Below are 3,149 nucleotides of genomic sequence, written 5' to 3' on the forward strand. Positions count from 1 at the left end.
AAAGGAAGGCGAGGGAGGATTTAAAAAGAAGAAATCCCCCTCAATTCTCCTTTAAAAAGGGGGAGGTTAAGATAGTCTAATGACGTGAGATGTAAGTTCCCTCCTTTGTAAAGGAGGGCGAGGGAGGATTTAAAAGATTAAATCCCCCTTACTCCCCCTTTAAAAAGGGAGAAGGTAGAATAATTCCTGTTTTAGCAACTTCTGGTTTAATTGGGCTCGGTGAATCTCAACATTTTTAATGGTTAGACCTTATCCTTATACCAGCCTACGCAGCCGGCGTAGTGCTGGCGTACCTTCCGAGAAGGCTTTTCCTAACGATGGCTGGAATATAAAACTATGGATAATATTGCGGTCTACATTGGCGATGAACTTGCCCGCTATGGCTTTGGTGAAGGGCATCCCTTTGGTCCAGATCGGCAAGCTGCGTTTATCAGGGAATTTGAAAAGCGTGGCTTACATAAGAAAGTCAACATTCGATCACCCGTTGTGGCAACTGATGACCAAATTCTGTTGTTTCATACCCCAGCGTACCTCGATCAGGTAAAAAAACAGTCCATCAGCGGTTATGGCTATCTTGACTGTGGTGATACGCCTGCATTCAAGGGCGTTTATGAAGCTGCTGCTACGGTTGTAGGAACCACGTTAGCTGCTGTTGATGCGGTCATGAAAGGAATTTGCAAGCATGCCTTTGTCCCCATCGCAGGATTGCATCACGCGCGTCGCGATACCGCGGCAGGGTTTTGCGTGCTTAATGATTGCGGTGTGGCGATCGAAGCACTGCGTCAAATACACGGCATTCAAAAGGTGGCGTACGTCGATATCGATGCCCATCACGGTGATGGTGTGTTTTATGAGTTCGAATCGGATCCTGATCTTGTGTTTGTGGATTTCCATGAAGACGGGCGTTTTTTATATCCCGGTACCGGCGCGGTAGAAGAGACGGGTAAAGGGGAAGCCAAAGGCACCAAACTGAATATTCCCATGCCGCCTAATGCCAATGATGAGTTATTCATAAAACTCTGGGAACAAGCTGAATCATTTATCGAAAAAGCCAATCCTGATTTTATATTGCTGCAATGTGGCGCAGACAGCGTACTGGGTGATCCCATCACCCACATGGCGTATACCTCAGCGGCGCATGCACATGCTGCCTTGCAGCTGAGTGAACTGGCAACCCGAAAATGCCAGGGCAGGTTGGTCGCTATGGGGGGAGGCGGATATAACCGGGGAAATCTGGCCTCAGCCTGGAGTGCCGTGCTTAACGCATTGATCAATGCGCAAAATGATTAATATGAAATGTTTGAATTAAATTACTAATAAACTTGTTATTTTTTCGTAATTTAGACTGTGTCTATACAACAAATAACCAGAAAATCAGCAAGTTGATTAGCATTTTCTAATTTAGCTTTGTGTATTTATGTAGGTGGTTTTGTAACATTTTCGTAGCGTTTTTCTGATATTTTATAGTACGATAAAGAAATTAGTAACGAAGTGGCAGCGGTAAGCAAGTTGTGGCGATATCAGGGCGGTATACCTACCATTTAAGAAATCACACACATCTCGAAGAACGTTAAAAATCAGAATAGTTTTCGTTCCTTTTAATTCCCGCTGTTTGAATTTTGCTTATACAAATGTTGTTTTAGGTCAGCTCAAGGATGGTGCTGATGGTTTTTTATTTTTCAGACACACATCAAGGGGGTCCTAGATGTTCTACAGCACTCATAAAAAGGAACTCAGCAAACTCGTGACGTCCATGACGGCAGCGGCTGCACTCGCATTTGCCGCGACTGACATGGCTAACGCAGCTGATGTAACTATTATTCAGGTTTCCGACTTGCACGGTAACCTGGTTTCTCACGCAGGGATCATCGAAGAGTATGATCCTGCCACTGGCGGAACCACTGAAAGGGCAATTACTAACGGCGGTGGTATCGCTAAGGTTGCTACTGTCATTAACGATATTCGTTCAACGAGTAATGAATTTTTAACCCTGGGCGTTGGCGATTCTATCCACGGTAGTGCGGAAGTACTGTATACCATGGGTGATGCCATTATGCCGGCATTTAACGCCCTGGGACTCGATGCATATACCCCCGGTAACTGGGAATTTGCGTATGGTCCGGCGGTTTTCCGCAATCGCTTTTCTGATTTCTGTAAACATCCAGCCAGAGACAAATGGCAATTTCCTGGGCCAGCAGATCAGGGTTACAATCCTGGTCCAGGTACGCCCGGGGTGCTATGTCCGGTGATTCCTGCCAACGCACGTATGATGACCGACGCTGATGGTGTGCCTGGTGTTACCAAAGCAACATTCAAGACCCTGGCTGCCAACGTATTTAACGGCGGACCTTATCCAACCAGTGCCCCATTTTTCGGTAAGCGCACCAATCTTCTGGATCCCTATGCCATTTTCGAGCGTGACGGTGTTCAGTTTGCAGTTATCGGTATTACCGCTGCAATTATTCCTCAGCAGCCACCGGTGTTCGGCCGCACCTTCCGTTTCACACAAGGTGTTGAAGAACTACCGGGCCTGATCAAAGAGATCAAAGACAAAGGTGTTGAAATCATTGTTGTGCAATCCGAACTGGGTTTGCCACAGAATGTTCAAATTGGTCGTGAATTTCCCGATATCGATATCATTTTGTCAGCGCATTCGCACGAGCTGACTGTTGGCGCAATACTGGCTGATGCTGATGGTTTCGAAGGTACAGTGCCTGGTCAGGCGCTCACGGGTAAGCAATTGGCACGTTTGCAAAAGGGTGCAGCCATTGTTGTTGAAGCTGGTGAAGACTTATATGTTGGTCGTCTGGACCTGAAAATCGCTGATAATAAAGTGCAAAACTTTGTCTGGGAAGCCATCCCCGTTGATGACGATGTAGTAGAAGATTCTGAAGTCGCTGATCTGGTTGCAGAGCAGGAGAAATTCTTTATCGGTAAAGGGCAACCCGATTCTTCCTTCAAAACTCATGCGTTCTTGCCATTCTCGGCCTGTCTATCTTATGCGCCCGGAAAATTTGATCCCATCGAGCGTTGCGGTGGCGTTGTAGACTCCTACGGTGTCATCAAGCGTGGTGTGCGCTTAGTCGATGATCTCGATCTTATTGTTGGCGACACAGAAGTCCTGTTGCATCGCCATGAAGCCCTGGAAG

2 protein-coding genes are annotated in these 3,149 nt (G+C 46.7%); both read left to right on the forward strand.

The window, feature by feature from the left end; translation table 11 throughout:
• Positions 1-336 precede the first annotated feature (336 nt).
• Entirely contained in the window at positions 337-1,290 is a 954-nt protein-coding gene (locus ACWVCM_RS09485; protein WP_455201500.1) for an acetoin utilization protein AcuC, read from the forward strand.
• Positions 1,291-1,705: 415 nt separating this feature from the next.
• Positions 1,706-3,149: bifunctional metallophosphatase/5'-nucleotidase (locus tag ACWVCM_RS09490; protein WP_455201501.1), on the forward strand; the 1,444-nt coding region annotated here is incomplete at its 3' end.

The organism is Kaarinaea lacus, assembly GCF_975902315.1.